Origin of the sequence: Pantoea sp. PNT03 (genome assembly GCF_014852515.1) — a bacterium.
Taxonomy (GTDB): Bacteria; Pseudomonadota; Gammaproteobacteria; order Enterobacterales; family Enterobacteriaceae; genus Pantoea; species Pantoea leporis.
Genome location: NZ_JACVBT010000002.1, coordinates 301397 through 319130, shown reverse-complemented (window position 1 = coordinate 319130; position 17734 = coordinate 301397). Strand labels below are relative to the sequence as shown.

Genomic DNA, 17734 nt, shown 5'->3' with positions numbered 1-17734 from the left:
AAATCGCGCCGCTACAGAAGGTGCGGTTATATGATACGGCGCTTAACTGATCGGCATTACGCCATGAATGGCGACCTTACGATAATGTTAATCGCCCCAACGGCTGCGCAAATAATTCACCGCATCCTGGGTTTGTGGCTGATTAAGGTAATTTTCGCGGAACAAAATGGTGCCGTTAATTTGCGGTAGCGACTCGTTGAGATCGAGTTGCTTTTTCAACTCCGGCACGCCGCCATTCACCGTCCAGTCAGGTTCGCTTTTCGACGCTTCGCCGATTTTGTACAGCGCTACACCGATATAGAGTCGCGTATGCGTTGGCTTCACCACGTCCGCCCACCAGTGGGCTAACACGTCGTAACGGGCGGCCTGGCGCGCAAACGGCCAGTAAAGCTGCGGCGCGATGTAATCCAGCAGTCCCATTTGCACCCAGCGACGCGTATCGGCGTAGGCTTCGTCGTAGGCGGCCGCGCCGCGTGTGTCGGAGCCCGCAGCATCATGCGACAGATTGCGCCACACGCCTGCCGGGCTGACGCCAAATTCTACGTTCGGGTTGAGTTGCTTGATGGTGCGCGACACCTGCTCAATTAATAGCAGCGTGTTGTTGCGCCGCCAGTCAGCTTTCGATGCAAAACCCTGACCATACTGGCGGAACGTGGCGCTGTCGTTGAGGGTTGAACCGGGCGTTTCGGTATAGAAATAGTCATCGAACTGCACGCCGTCGATCGGATAGTGCGACACCACTTCCGCAACGATGCTGGTGATCCAGTCGCGTGCGGCGGGAATGCCGGGATCGAGCACGAAGCGGTCGCTGGCGGTGCGGATCCAGTCGCGATGCAGCACAAATACGCTGGCCGGTTGCAGCGCAAGCGTATTATTCAGCGCGTTAACCGTGGAAGGTTTGACGTTGGTCGAGACGCGATATGGGTTGAACCACGCGTGCACCTTCATGCCGCGTTTGTGCGCCTCATCCAGCATAAATTTCAGCGGATCGTAGCCGGGATCTTCACCAATCCTGCCGGTGAGCATATCTGACCACGGCAAGATGCTGGAGCGCCACAGCGCGGTGCCATCCGGCTTTACCTGGAAAAATATCGTATTGATGCCGAGGCTTTTCAGTTTATCTAGCTTATCGGTCAACGCCTGTTGCTGCTGGTGGATGCGGTTGGGCGGGCTGGCATTCACGGAATTGATTGGCGGCCAGTCGAGGCGTGAAACGGTGGTGAGCCACACGCCGCGTACCGGTTCTTTGCTCAGCGCTGGTTTAGTCGGCATTGGCGGTTTGGTGACCGTCGGCAACGGCGTGACCAGCGATTTCGGTGGCGGCGAGGAGCAACTGGCCAGTGAGAGGGCGACAGCAATGGCGACCAGCGCAGCGGATTTTTTATAGGTGTTAACCCAGGGAAAACGATGTGAACAGGCTATGATAAACTCCCTTTTTTGCAACTTTCTGTTCGAAGAGCCTCATTCTCTTATCATGCGAACTAAAGTCAATAATGGTGTTATGGTTTGCACGATGAATCGCGCCGCTACTGATAAGTACGGGATTTTGTAGCGTCGCAATGAATTGCACGCAGTAAATTTATTTGAGGAACCCAAAACCTATGCAATACGAAGACCTTTATCGCCGTATCGGCCAGATCATCTTTAGCTGTGGCCCGCAAGGTGCGCGGGAATTGATCGTTCAGGCTGAACTGTTTGCGGACGATGATGGCGGGCAGTTTCAGTTCGATTACATCGATGAAAACGGTGAACCGGATTGGTTTGAACCCGATGCGCGTGCGATAGGCGATCTCTCGGAGGCGCTGAAAGATTTTCAGCAGTACTTCGTGGATAACAATATGACCAACGGTCTGCCGGTGTGGCGTAAATGCGCGATAAACCTCAACGTGCAGGAAGAAGCCATCAGCATCGACGTGCAGTACGACTAAGTTCCGCGGCATCCTTGCCTGGAAGTCATGCGTTACGAACGTAACGCCACCATCTCCTCGTTTTTCCGCGCCACGCGTTTGCGATGCACAATACGGCTGGCGGCGACGACACCCAGCGTCAACAGGCCGGTGGCGATAATCTCTGGACGGTGTTGTTGGTTGAAAAGCATGGCAACCAACACGCCAACGATGAACACCATCGTCGCCCACGTCAGGCCAGGGAACAGCCACATGCGATAGCTGAGGATTTCACCGCGCGCTTCGCGCTTTTTACGCAGCACCAGATGAGACGCGGCGATCACCAGATACACCAGCAACGCGATGGCGCCGGAACTGGCGAGCAGGAACTCAAATACTGCGCTCGGCGCCAGATAGTTAGCGATCACCGCGAGGAAGGCCGCCGCCGTGGAGAGCAACACCGCTACCCACGGCGTGCCGCTGCGTGTAGTGCGCGACGCGACGGCAGGCGCATCTTCACGACGTGAAAGCGAATAGATCATGCGCGATGCAGTATACAGCGCAGAATTGAGACAGCTACACACCGCAATCAACACCACCACATCAACGATCTGCTTAGCGTAAGGCACGTTCATCATCTGCATCGCTGTCTGGTAAGAACCGGCTTTCATCAGCGACGGCGTATTCCACGGCACCAGCGCTACCACGATGAAGATCGACAGCAGATAGAACAGCGCGATGCGCCAGATCACTGAGTTGGTGGCCTGGGTGATTTGTTTCTTCGGCTCGCGCGATTCGGCGGCGGCAATGGTGACAATCTCGGTGCCCATAAATGAGAACATAGTGGTCAGAATGGCCGCCAGCACCGCGCCGATGCCATTCGGCATAAAGCCTTGTGTGTCATACAGATGTGAAATTCCCTGCGTGCTGCTGCCCGGCATCAAACCAAACACCGCTAAGCTACCCGCGCAGAGAAATGCCACAATCGCCACCACTTTCAGCAGGGCGAACCAGAATTCAAACTCGCCATAGTTTTTGACGCTGAATAAGTTGCTGATGGTCAGGAACGTGGTGATCGCCAGCGTATACTCCCACACCGGAACTTGTGGAAACCACGAATGCAGGATGGTGCCAGCGGCGTTGGCTTCCAGCGGGATCACTAACACCCAGAACCACCAGTACAGCCAGCCGATGGTGAAACCGGCCCAGCGGCCCAGCGATTTGTCGGCGTAGGTGGAGAAAGAGCCGGAATCCGGTGACGCCACCGCCATTTCGGCCAGCATGCGCATAATCAGCACCACCAACGCGCCCGCGGCGATGTAGGCCAGCAGTACCGCCGGGCCAGCTTCGGCGATCGCATGGCCAGAGCCAACAAACAATCCGGCACCAATTACGCCGCCAATCGATAACATCCGCACATGACGCGGCTTCAGGCCTTGCGCCAGTACATCGGCATTCTGTGAACTCATCAATGTTTCTCCAAAGCGTCTCTCGGGCCGCGCCACGCGCAGCCGGGTTACAACAGGTGAGAAGCCCAGCCCGCCGCGCGAGCTGGGTAGATTGTTACGAATCGGCGTGTTGACTCAGCACGCTGCTGAGGATCTCCAGCGCCTGGCGGAACTGCGCATCAGGAATGGTGAGCGGATAGAGGAAGCGGATGACATTGCCCTGCGGGCCACAAGTAAGCAGCAGCAGCCCGCGCGCCATCGCGTGTTGCTGGATGGTTTGCGCGGTTTGCGCGCTGGCGAACTCCACCGCAATCATCGAGCCAAGGCCGCGAATGTCGGTGATGGAGGAATACTGGCTGCGTGCGCTGTGCAGGAAGTCGGTTAACTGCGCACCGAGTTGTTGCGCACGTTCGCACAGCTTCTCGTCGGCGATCACGTCCAGCACCGCATGCGCCGCGGCAATCGCCAGCGGATTGCCAGCGTAGGTGCCACCCAAGCCGCCTGGACCCGGCGCATCCATAATCTCGGCCCGGCCGCTGACCGCCGATAACGGCATGCCGCCCGCGAGGCTTTTTGCCATGGTGATGAGATCCGGTTTCACCGCATAGTGATCCATTGCGAACAGCTTGCCAGTACGGGCAAAGCCGGTTTGTACTTCATCGGCAATTAGCAGAATGCCGTGCTCATCGGCCAGCGACCGCAGTCGGTTGAAGAATTCAGGCGGCGCGACGTGGAAGCCGCCTTCGCCCTGAATTGGCTCCAGCACGATGGCCGCAACATCCTGTGGCGCGATGTCCTGCGTGAAAATATCCTGCAAGCTGGCCAGCGCATCATCAACGCTGATGCCGGTAACGCTGTTGGGATAGCGCGCGTGCCACACCGACGCGGGCATCGGACCGAAGTCGCGTTTGTAAGGGGCCACTTTGCCAGTCATTGCCATTGTCATGAAAGTACGACCGTGGAAGGCGTTGCCGAAGGTGATGATGCCGTGACGACGCGTCGCCGCACGCGCCACTTTTACCGCGTTTTCTACCGCTTCAGCGCCGGTGGAGAAGAACGCGGTTTTGGCTTTACCGGCAATCGGCACCACGCGATTGAGGCGTTCCGCCAGCGCCACATAGCTCTCATACGGCGTTACCTGGAATGCGGTATGGGTAAATTTCTCTAACTGATCGGCAATCGCCTGCACGATGCGCGGATGGCGATGCCCGGTGTTCAGTACCGCGATGCCGCCAGCGAAGTCGATCCAGCTGTTGCCTTCACCATCGCGCAGCGTGGCGTTCTCCGCGTGCTCTACATACCACTGACAAAGATTGCCGGTGCCGCGTGGCAGGGCATCATCTTTACGTTGCTGCAACTGGCTGTTTTTACCTTCCATAACCTTTCCTTAGCGATAAGCGTCTTTACAAATCACGACAAACACGCTTATTTATGCCTGCGCTGAGTTATCTTGCCAGAGCCACTTTCAGTGAAAAGAGGGGAGCCAATTGCGAAGTTTGTACGCCGATCATGTATTAGAGCGCATGCAGTTTATGCCGGAAGGGACGTTGCAGCAGCGTTTGCTGAGCTGTATGCAAGCCGCTATCGCAGAAGGCATTTTTCCGCGCGCCACGCGCTTGCCCGCCACGCGCGATTTGGCGCGCGAGCTGTCGGTGTCGCGCAACACGGTGTTGAACGTGTATGAGAATTTGATGGCACAAGGCTACGTCACGGCGCGTACCGGCAGCGGAACATGGATTGCAGAAAATTTGCCGGAGGGATCGCTGAACACGCCGCGCAACGTGGCGCCGATCGAAACGTTAAGCGCGAAACCGGCGGCGATTTCCAAACGCGGCGCTTCGCTGCTCGGCCATGCCAATGCGTCGCCGTATCAGTGGGGCGCTTTTGTGCCTGGCGCGCCGGATGTCACGCAGTTCCCGCATAAACTCTTCAGCCAGATTCAGGCGCGTTTGAACCGTGAACCGGATATCGAACGGCTGATTTACAGCAGCAACGGCGGCTGTGCCCAGCTGCGTGCCGCGCTGGCGGAGTACCTCAGCGTGGCGCGTTCAGTATGCGCTGATGCCGACCAAATCATTATTACCGAAGGGATTCACCAGGCGGTGGATTTGGTTTCGCGCGTGTTGTGCGATCCCGGCGATCAGGTGTGGATCGAAGAGCCTGGTTATTGGGGGACTCGCAATCTGCTGCGCATTAACGGACTGAAAATCAACGCCATTGCAGTGGATGAGCAGGGATTGATCCCCGATTTGCCGCCGCGGAGTCGCGCACCGAAGATGATTTTCGTGACACCGTCACATCAATATCCGCTGGGCGTGCATCTCAGCCTGGAGCGACGCAAGCAGCTGCTCGATCTGGCGCGCAAACACAAAACATGGCTGGTGGAAGATGATTACGACAGCGAGTTTCGCTTCTCCGGCCAGCCATTCCCGTCGTTGCAAGGCTTTGAGCCGGATGCGCCGGTGATTTATATGGGTACTTTTAGCAAGACGCTCTATCCGGCGCTGCGTCTCGGTTATCTGGTGGTGCCAAAAGCGCTGGCGCAGCCGTTGCGTGTGGCGGCGGCGGAACTCTATCGCGGCGGGCATTTGCTGGTGCAGCGCGCGCTGGCAGAGTTCATCCAAAAAGGGCATTACATGTCGCACATTCGCCGCATGCGCAAGCTCTACAGCCAGCGGCGGCGCTTTATGGTGAGTCTGATTGAGCGTTATTTGGGTGCCGATTTTCTGCCGGTAGTGAATCATGAGGCGGGATTGCACCTGGTAATGAATCTGCCAACCGGCTGCGACGATGTGGCGGTCGTCGCGCTGGCGCTAAGGCGCGGCGTTAAGGTGCGGCCGTTGTCGCAATATTATATGCATCCGCAGGAGCGGCGCGGCCTGCTGTTGGGTTTTGCCTGCGTCGATGAGCGGCAGTGTCAGGATGCGTTTGGTATTCTCAAAGGTTGTCTGGTCGAGGCAAAAATCATTTAAACAGTGAATAATCCGTAGCGGCGCAATTTGTTGCGCAATGTATATGGCAAAACACGCGCAATAAATGGCGCCGCTACGAAGGGTGCTCTATCGCTGGCCGATGGTGTTTAGCCGCTGCACAATTTCTGGCGTAAGTTTCACTTCGCTACTCGCCAGGTTCTGCTTCAGGTGCTCCGGCGATGACGTGCCCGGAATCAGCAGAATATTAGGCGAACGCTGCAGCAGCCACGCCAGCGCCACCTGCAGCGGCGTAGCATTGAGCTCAATCGCTACCTCGCTCAGCTGATCCGACTGCAGCGGTGAAAATCCGCCGAGTGGGAAAAATGGCACATAAGGAATGCCTTGCGCTGCCAGCTGGTCGAGCAGCGCCTCATCCTGTCGATTAGCCAGATTATAGAGGTTTTGCACGCAGGCGATCGGCGTCATCGCCTGGGCATCGGCCACCTGTTTAGCAGTCACGTTGCTCAGACCAATGTGTCGAACCAGTCCGCGCTCTTTTAGCTTGATCATCGCTTCAACCTGCGGCTCCAGCGAACCCTCTTTCGGTCCGTGCACGTCCAGCATCGAACGCAGATTGACCACTTCCATCACATCAAGCCTAAGGTTGCGCAGGTTATCTTCCACCGCTTGCGTTAGCGCTTCTGGCGTGAATGCCGGTAACCAGCCGCCTTTATCGTTGCGGCGCGCGCCTACTTTGGTGACGATAACCAGATCGTCGGCGTAAGGGTGTAACGCTTTTTTGATCAGCTGATTGGTGATATGCGGACCGTAGAAGTCGCTGGTATCAATGTGATTCACGCCTGCTGCGACCGCATCGCGCAGCACCTGTAAAGCACGCGCTTCATCTTTCGGCGGACCAAACACGCCGGGACCGGCTAACTGCATGGCACCGTAACCGAGTCGTGCAACCTGGCGGTCGCCAAGGGTGTAAGTCAATGCTGGATGAGACATGGAAAGCTCCTTCGTCAGTGTGTGGTTAGATTGTAATCGCCAAAACGCTGTGCAACTATCCGTACAAATTGGGACACAGTGTACGAGGTAGCGAACAATGGCATTGGATATCGCCTTGCTGCACGCGGTGGTGGCGGTGGCCAAAGCGGGCGGTTTTCGTGAGGCGGCGCGCATGACCGGCAGTAATCCGTCGCGCTTGAGTGATGCGGTGCGGCGTGCCGAAGAGCAACTTGGCGTGCGGTTGTTTAATCGCACCACGCGCACCGTGGCGTTAACAGAAGCCGGCAGGGTGCTGATGTCGCGCCTGCTTCCGGCGATGAACGAAGTGGATGCCGCGCTGGATGCGTTGAACACGTTCCGCGATACGCCGGGCGGCACCTTGCGCTTAAACGTGCCGGTGAGTGCCGCGCGCATCGTGTTACCGGCGATTGTACCGGGATTTCTCAAGCGCTATCCCGATATCCAGCTGGAAGTGGTGGCGGAAAGTAATGTTCAGGATGTGTTCCGCGATAGCTGTGATGCCGGTATTCGTTACGACGATCATCTGGAGCAGGACATGGTGGCGCTGCCGATCGGTCCGCGCACCCAGCGCTTTGCCCTGGCGGCATCTCCCGCGTATCTGGCGCAATTCGGTAAACCACAGCATCCGCGCGACTTAGTGCAGCATCGCTGTTTACACGGACGCTATGCGACTGGCGTGATTGCTGAATGGGAATTTACCTGCGGCGAGGAAACCGTGCGCTTGCAGCCGAAAGGTCCGCTGATTTGCAGTATCGGCGCGGCGATGGACTTGACGGTAGAAGCGGCAATCGCTGGCTGCGGCGTGGTCTACTTATTTGAGGATTGGATTAGACCGGCGCTGAGTGATGGCAGCCTGCAGCCGATTCTGCCGGATTGGTGGCAAAGCTTCTCTGGCCTTTGGCTCTATTACAACGATCGCCGGTTGATTCCGGCGCCGCTACAGGCGTTTCTGGATTATGTGCGCGAACTGAATTCAGGTGCAGAAGCGAAAAAAAGCCGATAACCGTTGCCAGTTATCGGCTTATTCGCATCACAGGTAATTATGCGTTTAGCAGCTGATTCGCGGTTTTCTCAACCAGCGCCAGCAGGAGTTTAACATCTTCCAGCGTCACGGTTGGGTTCAGCAAGGTCAGCTTCAGGCAGGTTACGCCCTGATTCTCGGTCACACCTACGTTGGCGCGACCTGAATCCAGCAGCGCATCGCCAATACGCTGGTTGAACAGCGCAATCTGAGCAGTATCGGTCAGTTGCTCTGGACGATAGCGGAACAGTACGCTCGCCAGCTGAGGCTGCATCACCAGCTCGAGGCGTGGTTCAGAGGTAACAAATTTCGCCACTTCCTGCGCCAGCGTCACACCGTGATCGATGATCGCCGCATACTGTTTCTGACCCAGCGCTTCCAGGCCCATCCACAGTTTCAGCGCATCGAAACGACGCGTGGTCTGCAGTGATTTGGATACCAGATTCGGTACGCCGGCCTCTTCGTCAAACTCAGAGTTCAGGTAAGCCGCCTGATAACGCATCAGCTCGTAATGACGCTCATCTTTCAGCAGGAACGCACCGCAGCTGATGGTCTGGAAATACTGTTTATGGAAGTCCAAAGTGACGGAATCCACCCGCTCCAGGCCATCGAGGTAGTCGCGATACTTCTCGGACAGCAGCAGCGCGCCGCCCCATGCTGCATCAACGTGTACCCAAATGTTGCGCTCGGCAGCAATGCCGGCAATTTCACGCAGCGGATCGATAGCACCGGCATCGGTGGTACCGGCGGTCGCCACGATCGCCAGGATCTGTTCGCCGTTAGCGTCGGCCTGCGCCAGTTTGGCTTTCAGGTCTGACACATCCATACGGGCGAACTCATCAGACTTCACCTGCACCACAGATTGGTAGCCATGGCCAAGCAGCGCCATGTTCTTCTGTACGGAGAAGTGCGCGTTTTCAGAACACAGCACTTTGATCTTACGCAGATCACCAGTGATCCCGTGCTGCTGCACCGAGTGACCCTGACGCTGATAGAAGGCGTCGCGTGCCAGCATCAGACCCATCAGGTTGCTCTGGGTGCCGCCGCTGGTGAACACACCGGCGTCGCCAGCCGGGTAACCCACTTGCGCACGCAGCCATTCGATCAGTTTGATCTCAATGATGGTGGCAGAAGGGCTCTGATCCCACGAATCCATACTCTGATTGGTCGCGTTAATCAGCACTTCTGCCGCCTGGCTTACCACCAGACTCGGGCAGTGCAGATGCGCTACACATTGTGGGTGATGCACTGAAAGACTGTCTTTCAGGAAATATTCAATCGCGCGTTCAATCGCGGCCTGGTTACCCAGGCCGTTTGGATTGAAGTCGAGCGTGATACGCTCCCGCAGTTCGGCAACGCTTTTGCCTTGATACATCTCAGGCTGTTGCAGCCACTGCACAACCGCGGCGCTGCTCTGGGCAATCGCCTGCTGGTACGCCTCAATGCTCTGTGCAGAGGCGGCCAGAATCGGGTTTACTTCAGACATTTACTCTTCCAATCAAACAGGTTTGACGCCAGCGCCAATCAGCGCCTGCTCAAATTTATCCAGGAAAATCGCTAGCTCATCGTTGGTGATCAGCAGTGAAGGCAGCAGACGCAGAACTGCGCCATGGCGGCCACCGCGCTCCAGAATCAGACCTGCTTCGAAGCACTTCTTCTGCAGCAGCGCAGAGAGCTCGCCGTCAGCCGGGAAGCTGCCCATGTGATCGGCCGCTTCGTTCGGTTTAACGATCTCAATGCCGATCATCATGCCGAGACCACGAACGTGACCAATTACCGGGAAGCGTTTCTGCATTGCGGCCAGCTGCTGTTTCAGCCATTCACCCTGCGCGGCCACTTTGCCTGCAATATCCTGCTCTTTGAGGATTTTCAGCGTGGTCAGGCCGGTAGCCATCGCCAGCTGGTTGCCACGGAAGGTGCCGGTGTGATGACCCGGTGACCAAACGTCGAACTGCTTTTTGATGCCCAGCACAGCCAGTGGCAGACCGCCGCCAACAGCTTTAGACATCACGATGATGTCTGGCTCGATGCCGGCGTGTTCGAAGGCGAAGAATTTGCCGGTACGGGCAAAGCCAGCCTGAACTTCGTCGAGGATCAACAGAATGCCGTGTTCCTGCGTCACTTTACGGATGCGCTGCAGCCACTCAGCGGGAGCTGGGTTCACGCCGCCTTCGCCCTGAACGGCTTCGAGGATTACTGCTGCAGGCTTACGCACGCCGCTTTCCACGTCGTTGATCAGGTTGTCGAAATAATAGGTCAGCGCTTTCACGCCAGCTTCACCACCGATACCTAGCGGGCAACGATACTGATGCGGATAAGGCATGAACTGCACTTCTGGCATCATGCCATCAACCGCTTCTTTCGGTGCCAGGTTACCGGTGACGGACAGCGCGCCGTGCGTCATACCGTGATAACCGCCAGAGAAGCTGATCACGCCGCTACGGCCAGTGGCTTTCTTCGCCAGTTTAAGCGCGGCTTCAACCGCATCGGCACCAGAAGGACCGGTGAACTGCAGGCAATAATCTTTACCCTGGCCTGGCAGCAGCGAGAGCAGAGACTCAGAGAACTGATCTTTCAGTGGAGTAGTCAGATCAAGAGTATGTAACGGCAAGCCGCTGGTAATGACATTTTGAATGCTCTGGAGAACATCAGGATGGTTGTGACCCAGTGCCAGCGTCCCTGCGCCAGCCAGACAGTCAAGATATTGTTTATTCTCAACATCTGTGATCCACACGCCATGGGCTTTAGCGATAGCTAAAGGCAGTTTGCGCGGGTAACTCCTGACGTTAGATTCAAACTCAGCCTGACGGGCTAAGAATGCGTCGTTATTTCCGTTGAATGCATTGGCACCAAAACTATCAATACGGACTTTATCCGTCATCATATCTCTCCTTCAACCGGGGCACGTAAGGCTCGCCAATTGACTAATTGAACAAAAAAGTAACAGCTGTGAAAAAACGCGGCCAATATAGAGCCTTTTGACCTACATCACAATGATTAATTTTGTTTAGATTTGTTTACTCTTTCCATATATGAATCAGGGCGTTGGCCAGAAATTGGCCACTTAATTTCGCACCGCAGTTGGGGTGGTTAAAAAATAATCGAATGAATAAAGAGACTTATAGCCGCTAAGGCGATCCACGGACCAAAGGCGATGACGTGATTGAGCTCGCGCTGCCCGCTAACTCTGGAAATCAAAACATATAAAATAGCGCCGCCCGAAGCCAATAAAAGCACCCAGGGTAAAAGCGACCAGCCCAACCAGGCGCCGATTGCCGCCAGCAGTTTTGCATCGCCCATCCCTAACGCCTCAATGCCTCTAATCCATTGATATAAAATCGATAGCGCCCACAACACGCAATATCCCGCTATGGATCCCCATACCGCTTCTTGTAATGAGCCGGGTAGCCATCCCATCGCTTTAAACAGCAGCGCAATCCACAGCAAGGGCAGCGTAATCACATCCGGTAAAAGCAGATGTTCGAGGTCAATAAAGGCTAATACCGTTAACGCCCAGAACAATATGAGCGCGCCCAGCAATTGCATATTGACTGGCATCAGCCAGATAAGCAGCAGCGTCAGAAGCGCGGTAATTATCTCCACCTGTGGATAACGCCCGCTGATTTTACAATGGCAATAACGGCATTTACCGCGTAACAGTAACCAACTTATGAGCGGAATGTTGTCGCGCCAGCGCAGCGCGGTGGTGCATTGGTGGCAGTGAGAGGGCGGACAACACACATTTAGCGGAGTGTTCGGGTGCACTATTTGCAATGGCAACCGCGAGATCACCACGTTAAGAAAGCTGCCTACGGCCAATCCTAATAGGCCACTAATTAAGCCATATACGTATTCCATTACTCATACCTCGCGCCATCCAGGCTTGTCGTTGCCAGGACTTTACGCCGAAGCGAGGATAGGTGCGAGAGGTAAAAGGGCGTTACAGCGGCATACATCGGGATTGCAGAGCGGGCTCCAGAAATGGAGAGGAGAAGATTAAGCTTGCTGCTTAAACAGCTGGATCGCTTCCTGCACATTGCTGGTATTCAATGACATTACGCGGGCGTTATTAAGGAACACATCGTAGTGGCCGGCGTTATAGCGGAACACATATAGATCGCCGCGATAGCGCAATCCTTTGGTTTTCACCCCAATATGGTGGCGGCGCAGCGCTGCCTGAGAAAGTCTGTCAGTAGCCGTACTCATCGCATTATCCTCCAGACGTTATAAAACATATCCTGACTTAGTATAGGGTCAAAACCTTAATTTAACCTTAAGAAGCGTGCTGGTTCATGATGATAAACCGGCAAATTTGTCCCTTCCTCTACCAATCCTCAACGTGTCAGAAAAAGCCGACTTAGTACCCTTCTCATTTAATGTTGCGTTAAGTTAACCCGCGTATTTTGGAATAAATGGCCGTTAAATAGTGCTTAATTCCAAGGTAACATAATGAATTTTCTACCATTCTCACGGCCCTCGTTGGGTGAAGAAGAGTTAGCCGCCGTTAAATCGGTGTTTGAGTCGGGTTGGATCACCACCGGCCCGAAAAATGCCGAACTGGAAGAGGCTTTTTGCCAGCTCACTGGCAATCAGCATGCGATTGCTGTCAGCTCCGCCACGGCGGGGATGCACGTCACGCTGCTGGCGCTGGGCATCCAGCCCGGCGATGAGGTGATCACGCCTTCGCTGACCTGGGTTTCCACCATCAACATCATCACGCTACTGGGTGCGACGCCGGTGATGATCGATATCGACCGCGACACCTTGATGGTAACGCCGGAGCTGATTGAAGCGGCGATCACGCCGCGTACGCGCGCCATCATTCCGGTGCATTACGCTGGCGCGCCCGCCGATATAGATGCCATTCGCGCTATTGGTGAGCGCCATGGCATTCCGGTGATTGAAGATGCGGCGCACGCCGCAGGCTGTTATTACAAAGAAAAGCACGTTGGCCAGCAGGGCACGGCGATCTTCTCCTTCCACGCCATCAAAAACATGACCTGCGCCGAAGGTGGCTTGATTGTCACCGATGATGCGGCGTTGGCCGACCGCATGCGCAGTCTGAAATTCCACGGACTCGGCGTCGATGCGTACGATCGCCACACGCACGGCCGCAAGCCGCAGGCCGAAGTGATCATGCCGGGTTTCAAATACAACCTGCCAGATATCAGCGCAGCGATTGCTTTGGTGCAGCTGAAAAAGCTGCCCGCCATCAATCAGCGCCGCGCGGCGATTGCGCAGCGCTATCTCACTGAACTGGCGAATACGCCGTTTCTGCCGCTGGCGCAGCCAGAATGGTCACATCAACACGCGTGGCATCTGTTCATTATTCGCGTTGATGAGGCGCAGTGCGGCATCAGTCGTGATGCGCTTATGGAAACCTTGAAAGCACAGGATATCGGCACCGGGCTGCATTTCCGTGCCGCGCACACCCACAAATATTATCGCGAACGCTATCCGCAACTCTCGTTGCCGCACACCGAATGGAATAGCGATCGCATCTGCTCAATCCCGTTGTTCCCTGATATGCGCGATGAAGATGTCACGCGCGTGATTAGCGCATTACGTCAGATCGCTGGAGTTTGACATGCTGGAAGAAAAAACCATTCGCAAAGTTTCCGTGGTGATCCCGGTGTACAACGAAGAGGAGAGCCTGCCGGAGCTGGTGCGTCGCATCGATGCAGCCTGCGCAGGATTAAATCTGGCGTACGAGATTCTGCTGGTCGATGACGGCAGCAGCGATCGCTCGGGCGAGATGATTGCGGATGCTGCCGATATGCCGGGCAGCCATGTGGTTGGCGTGTTGCTGAACCGTAATTACGGCCAGCACTCGGCGATCATGGCGGGCTTTAGCCACGTCAGCGGCGACCTGATCATCACGCTGGATGCCGATCTGCAAAACCCGCCGGAAGAGATCCCGAACCTGGTGAAAGCGGCTAAGCAGGGTTATGACGTGGTGGGCACCGTGCGTCAAAACCGCCAGGACAGCTGGTTTCGCCGTCGCGCCTCACGCACCATCAATCATCTGATTCAGCGCGTCACCGGCAAAGCGATGGGCGATTACGGCTGCATGCTGCGCGCTTATCGCCGCCATATCGTCGATGCGATGCTGAACTGCCACGAACGCAGCACCTTTATTCCCATCCTCGCCAACACCTTTGCGCGCCGCACCATTGAGCTGCCGGTGGCGCACGCCGAGCGCGAATTTGGCGATTCGAAGTACAGCTTTATGCGGCTGATTAACCTGATGTATGACCTGGTCACTTGCCTGACCACCACGCCGCTGCGCTTGCTGAGCATCGTCGGCAGTTTGATTGCGCTGGCCGGTTTTGCCTTCTCGCTGATTCTGATTGTGCTGCGTCTGTTCCTCGGCGCGGCATGGGCCGGTGATGGCGTGTTCCTGCTGTTCGCGGTGCTGTTTATTTTTATCGGCGCGCAGTTCATCGGTATGGGATTACTCGGCGAATACATCGGCCGCATTTACAACGACGTACGCGCCCGTCCGCGCTACTTCATCCAACGTGTGATTCACCCACAGCAAAACGCCTCATCTGTACAGGAAATTGAGCAATGAAAACTGTCGTCTTCGCCTACGCCGAAATGGGCTGTGCGGGTATTTCTGCACTTCTGAACGCTGGCTATGAAATCAGCGCTATTTTCACCCACTCAGACACAGGAACTGAGAGCCACTTTTTCGACTCCGTTGCGCGTTTAGCCGCTGAGCAGGGCATTCCGGTCTATGCGCCGGAGGATGTCAATCATCCGCTGTGGGTCGATCGCATTAAAACCATGGCACCGGATTACATCTTCTCTTTCTATTACCGCGCTTTGTTGAACGACTGCATTCTCAGCAGTGCGCGTATGGGTGCCTATAACCTGCACGGTTCGCTGCTGCCCAAATATCGTGGCCGCGCACCGCTGAACTGGGTGCTGGTCAATGGCGAAACCGAAACCGGCGTAACGCTGCACCGCATGGTGAAGCGCGCCGATGCCGGTGACATCGTGGCGCAACAGCGCGTGGCGATTGACGAGCAGGACAACGCGTTAACGCTGCATCGCAAGCTGGTTGCCTGTGCAACGCAGGTGCTGGAAGGCACATTACCGGCGGTGAAACGCGGCGATATCGTTACCACACCACAAAATGAGCGCGAAGCCACGGTTGTGGGGCGCCGCACGCCAGAAGATGGCCGCATTAAATGGGAACAGCCGGCGCACACGGTCAATAATCTGGTGCGCGCGGTGACCTATCCGTGGCCCGGCGCGTTCGCCTATGCCGGAACGGTGAAATTCGTGGTGTGGAAAAGTCGCGTACACAGCACTGAACATCAGGCCAAACCGGGTACCGTGCTTTCTGTTGAGCCATTCCTGATCGCCTGCGCTGAAGGCGCGCTGGAAGTGGTGACCGGTCAAAGCGATAACGGCGTGTTTATGAACGGCAGCCAGCTGGCGCAAAACCTCGGTATGGTGAAGGGCGCCTTGCTCTATTCTCAGCCAGTGGCGGCGGTGAAACGACGCACGCGCGTGCTGATTCTCGGCGTGAACGGTTTTATCGGTAACCACCTCACCGAGCGTCTGCTGCAGGATGATAACTTCGAAGTCTACGGTTTAGACATCGGTTCTGACGCCATCAGCCGTTTCCTCGATCAGCCACGCTTCCAGTTTGTCGAAGGCGACATCAGCATTCACTCAGAATGGATCGAGTATCACATTAAGAAGTGCGACGTGGTGTTGCCATTGGTGGCCATCGCCACGCCGATTGAGTACACACGCAATCCGCTGCGCGTGTTTGAGCTCGACTTTGAAGAGAACCTCAAAATCATTCGTGACTGCGTGAAGTACAAAAAGCGCATCATTTTCCCATCGACTTCCGAAGTGTACGGCATGTGTACCGATCAGCATTTCGATGAGGATCACTCTAATCTGGTGGTTGGGCCGATCAATAAACAGCGCTGGATATATTCGGTGTCTAAGCAGCTGCTGGACCGCGTGATTTGGGCTTACGGTGAGAAAGAAGGGCTGCGCTTTACGCTGTTCCGTCCATTTAACTGGATGGGGCCGCGCCTCGATAATCTGAATGCCGCGCGTATCGGCAGTTCTCGTGCTATCACGCAGCTGATCCTCAATCTGGTGGAAGGCTCACCAATTAAGCTGATTGATGGCGGTGCACAGAAGCGCTGCTTCACCGATATCCGCGACGGCATTGAAGCGCTGTTCCGTATCATCGAAAACAAACAGAACAACTGCGACGGCCAGATCGTCAACATCGGTAACCCGGATAACGAAGCCAGCATCAAAGAGTTGGCCGAGCGTCTGCTGGCGAGTTTCGAACGTCACCCGCTGCGCAGCAACTTCCCGCCGTTTGCCGGCTTCCGTGAAGTGGAGAGCAGCAGCTATTACGGCAAAGGTTATCAGGACGTGGAACACCGTAAGCCGTCGATCAAAAACGCGCGTCGTCTGCTGGACTGGACACCAACCGTAGAGATGGATACCACCATCGATAACACGCTGGACTTCTTCCTGCGCACCGTTGAGCTACAGGATAAACTATGAAGAAAGTCGGTTTGCGTGTCGATGTCGATACCTGGCGCGGCACCCAACTTGGCGTGCCGGCGTTACTGGAGCAATTCAGTTTGCATCAGCTGCAGGCCAGTTTTTTTTTCAGCGTTGGGCCGGACAATATGGGGCGCCACTTGTGGCGCCTGTTAAAACCGCGTTTCCTGTGGAAAATGCTGCGGTCGCGCGCCGCATCACTCTACGGCTGGGATATTTTGCTGGCCGGCACCGCCTGGCCGGGACGTGAGATTGGTCGCGGTCTGGAGGAGATCATCAGCGCCACCGCCGATCATCATGAAGTCGGTTTGCATGCGTGGGATCACTTTGCCTGGCAAACCTGGGCGGGTGTGTGGCCGCAAGAGAAACTGGTTGAGCAAATTGCGCGCGGTAAACAGGCGCTGGAAGCGATAATCGGTGACAATGTCACCTGTTCAGCGGTGGCGGGCTGGCGCGCTGATGGTCGCGTGGTGGCTGCCAAGCAGCAGTTTGATTTCAGCTATAACAGTGATTGTCGCGGCAGCGGCCCATTTATACCGATTCTCAGTGATGGCAGCCACGGCACGGTACAAATCCCGGTGACCTTGCCGACCTGGGATGAAGTGGTTGGGCAATCGGTGAGCGCGGAAGGTTATAACGACTTCATCCTCGAGCAGATCCATGCCGCAAGCGGTTCGCCGGTTTACACCATTCATGCCGAAGTGGAAGGGATTGTCGGGCTTGAGGCGTTCGCCGATCTGCTGAGGCGTGCGGAGCAGCAAGACATTCAGTTTTGTCCACTCAGCGCCTTGTTACCCGACGATCTCACTACGCTGCCACGGGGCAACATCGTGCGCGGGCATATTCCCGGGCGTGAAGGCTGGCTAGGCTGCCAGCGCTAATTTT

The 17734-nt window shown here is 56.0% G+C and carries 15 protein-coding genes; 7 read left to right on the top strand and 8 right to left on the bottom strand.

Annotated elements, in window-relative coordinates:
- Positions 1–87 precede the first annotated feature (87 nt).
- The gene (locus tag IB226_RS09590) at positions 88–1425 is read right to left on the bottom strand and encodes a glycoside hydrolase family 10 protein (protein ID WP_370579600.1); all 1338 of its coding nucleotides are present in this window, start codon (positions 1423–1425) and stop codon (positions 88–90) included.
- Between the two features lie 176 nt (positions 1426–1601).
- Between IB226_RS09590 and IB226_RS09585 the strand changes: the two genes are divergently transcribed.
- Complete coding sequence (locus IB226_RS09585; protein ID WP_101761446.1) at positions 1602–1928, top strand: hypothetical protein; 327 nt, start codon at positions 1602–1604, stop codon at positions 1926–1928.
- Between the two features lie 32 nt (positions 1929–1960).
- Here the strand turns inward: IB226_RS09585 and gabP are convergent, their stop codons facing one another.
- Together gabP and gabT are read right to left on the bottom strand one after the other, a co-directional pair.
- Positions 1961–3355, bottom strand: coding sequence for a GABA permease (gabP, locus tag IB226_RS09580; RefSeq protein ID WP_101761447.1), 1395 nt, complete (start codon positions 3353–3355; stop codon positions 1961–1963).
- Between the two features lie 94 nt (positions 3356–3449).
- Positions 3450–4712 carry a 4-aminobutyrate--2-oxoglutarate transaminase gene (gabT, locus tag IB226_RS09575; RefSeq protein ID WP_192234942.1) on the bottom strand — a complete coding sequence of 421 codons (1263 nt, stop codon included), beginning with the start codon at positions 4710–4712 and terminating at the stop codon, positions 3450–3452.
- Positions 4713–4821: 109 nt separating this feature from the next.
- Between gabT and IB226_RS09570 the strand changes: the two genes are divergently transcribed.
- A complete protein-coding gene (locus tag IB226_RS09570; RefSeq protein WP_192234939.1) occupies positions 4822–6306 on the top strand; it encodes a PLP-dependent aminotransferase family protein in 1485 nt (494 codons plus the stop codon).
- Positions 6307–6393: 87 nt separating this feature from the next.
- Here IB226_RS09570 and IB226_RS09565 read toward each other — a convergent pair whose 3' ends face one another.
- On the bottom strand, positions 6394–7257 hold the full coding sequence (locus IB226_RS09565; RefSeq protein ID WP_192234937.1) for an aldo/keto reductase family oxidoreductase: 864 nt from the start codon (positions 7255–7257) through the stop codon (positions 6394–6396).
- A gap of 97 nt (positions 7258–7354) precedes the next feature.
- On the opposite strand from IB226_RS09565, the gene IB226_RS09560 reads away from it, so the two are divergent.
- Positions 7355–8281, top strand: a complete 927-nt coding sequence (locus IB226_RS09560; RefSeq protein ID WP_192234935.1) for a LysR family transcriptional regulator — start codon at positions 7355–7357, stop codon at positions 8279–8281.
- Positions 8282–8318: 37 nt separating this feature from the next.
- Here IB226_RS09560 and IB226_RS09555 read toward each other — a convergent pair whose 3' ends face one another.
- The 4 genes from IB226_RS09555 to IB226_RS09540 form a co-directional block, all read right to left on the bottom strand.
- Positions 8319–9785, bottom strand: coding sequence for an aspartate aminotransferase family protein (locus tag IB226_RS09555; RefSeq protein ID WP_110866939.1), 1467 nt, complete (start codon positions 9783–9785; stop codon positions 8319–8321).
- A 12-nt stretch (positions 9786–9797) separates the two neighbouring features.
- A complete protein-coding gene (locus tag IB226_RS09550) occupies positions 9798–11183 on the bottom strand; it encodes a diaminobutyrate--2-oxoglutarate transaminase (protein ID WP_110866938.1) in 1386 nt (461 codons plus the stop codon).
- A 206-nt stretch (positions 11184–11389) separates the two neighbouring features.
- Positions 11390–12157: an A24 family peptidase gene (locus IB226_RS09545; protein ID WP_192234933.1), complete on the bottom strand. Its 768-nt coding sequence runs from the start codon at positions 12155–12157 to the stop codon at positions 11390–11392.
- A 138-nt stretch (positions 12158–12295) separates the two neighbouring features.
- Positions 12296–12505, bottom strand: coding sequence for a hypothetical protein (locus IB226_RS09540; protein ID WP_192234931.1), 210 nt, complete (start codon positions 12503–12505; stop codon positions 12296–12298).
- 243 nt (positions 12506–12748) lie between these two features.
- Between IB226_RS09540 and arnB the strand changes: the two genes are divergently transcribed.
- Genes arnB through arnD form a run of 4 tightly spaced genes read left to right on the top strand, consistent with a single transcriptional unit; the run spans position 12749 to position 17730 of the window.
- Positions 12749–13885, top strand: a complete 1137-nt coding sequence (gene arnB / locus IB226_RS09535) for a UDP-4-amino-4-deoxy-L-arabinose aminotransferase (protein WP_192234929.1) — start codon at positions 12749–12751, stop codon at positions 13883–13885.
- 1 nt (position 13886) lies between these two features.
- Positions 13887–14873 carry an undecaprenyl-phosphate 4-deoxy-4-formamido-L-arabinose transferase gene (arnC, locus tag IB226_RS09530; RefSeq protein WP_192234927.1) on the top strand — a complete coding sequence of 329 codons (987 nt, stop codon included), beginning with the start codon at positions 13887–13889 and terminating at the stop codon, positions 14871–14873.
- The gene (gene arnA / locus IB226_RS09525; RefSeq protein ID WP_192234925.1) at positions 14870–16849 is read left to right on the top strand and encodes a bifunctional UDP-4-amino-4-deoxy-L-arabinose formyltransferase/UDP-glucuronic acid oxidase ArnA; all 1980 of its coding nucleotides are present in this window, start codon (positions 14870–14872) and stop codon (positions 16847–16849) included. Before arnC ends, arnA begins: the two co-directional genes overlap by 4 nt.
- A complete protein-coding gene (gene arnD / locus IB226_RS09520; protein ID WP_137387421.1) occupies positions 16846–17730 on the top strand; it encodes a 4-deoxy-4-formamido-L-arabinose-phosphoundecaprenol deformylase in 885 nt (294 codons plus the stop codon). Before arnA ends, arnD begins: the two co-directional genes overlap by 4 nt.
- Positions 17731–17734: the final 4 nt, after the last annotated feature.